General features: G+C 54.1%; 1 protein-coding gene and 1 pseudogene. Both read left to right on the top strand.

From position 1 onward, the window contains the following. Positions 1–432 (top strand): annotated as a pseudogene (gene fabZ / locus A3730_RS08010) (3-hydroxyacyl-ACP dehydratase FabZ); the annotation flags it as partial. A gap of 73 nt (positions 433–505) precedes the next feature. Beyond that, positions 506–1,101: acyl-ACP--UDP-N-acetylglucosamine O-acyltransferase (gene lpxA / locus A3730_RS08005; protein WP_063537873.1), on the top strand; the 596-nt coding region annotated here is incomplete at its 3' end.

The following is a 1,101-nucleotide window of genomic DNA, read 5'->3' as shown; positions in this document are numbered from 1 at the left end:
GATATTCAAGCGGTCAGGGAATACCTGCCCCATCGTTACCCTTTTTTGTTGATTGACCGGGTGTTGAATCTCGAGCCCGGGTAGCGGATTGAAGCGTTGAAAAACGTGACGATCAACGAGCCGTTCTTCAATGGCCATTTTCCTGACGAGCCCATCATGCCCGGCGTATTGATCATCGAAGCGATGGCGCAGGCTGCAGGCATTCTGGGTTTTGTGACGGAAAATAAAAAACCCTCAGACGGCTATATCTATCTGCTGGTGGGGACTGACAAGGCGCGCTTCAAGCGTCGTGTGATCCCGGGGGATACTCTCCACCTGTTCGCTGAATATGTGGTGGTAAAACGCAATATTCTGAAATTCACCTGTGAGGCGCAGGTAGATGGGAAAACGGTTGCCAGCGCAGAAATGCTGGTTGCTGAGCAAAAAGTCTGATCCCCACCCGTACGCCAGTGCGAGGCTGGCGTATACTGCCTGCCACCATCATCAAAATAAAAGTGACTAGTCCATGATTCATCCGACCGCCCTTATTGATCCGGCCGCGGAGCTTGCAGAGGATGTGCAGGTGGGTCCGTACTCCATTATTGGCCCCGACGTGAAAATCGGTGCGGGCACCGTAGTGGCGTCCCATGTTGTCATCAAAGGGCCGACCACCATTGGTCGCAATAACCACATCTTCCAGTTCGCGTCCGTCGGCGAGGACTGCCAGGACAAGAAGTACAACGGGGAACCGACTCGTCTGGAAATTGGCGACGACAATGTCATCCGTGAATCGGTCACCATTCATCGCGGTACCATTCAGGACAATTCCCTGACTAAAATCGGTAGTCGTAACTTGCTGATGGCCTATGTGCATGTGGCGCATGACTGCATGATTGGCGATGACTGTATTTTTGCCAACAATGCCTCGGTGGCGGGCCATGCTCATGTGGGCAATGGCGTGATTCTCGGCGGCATGACCGGTGTGCACCAGTTCTGCAAAATTGGCTCCTACGCCATGACCTCCGGCTGTTCGCTGGTGCTGAAAGATATTCCGGCTTACGTGATGGTGTCCGGCAACCCGGCCAGCGCCCGCAGTATGAACTTTGAGGGCATGCGCCGTCG

The organism is Alcanivorax sp. HI0044, assembly GCF_001634945.1.
Note: the sequence above shows the minus strand (reverse complement) of the source record. Positions and strands in the feature narration are given on the sequence as shown.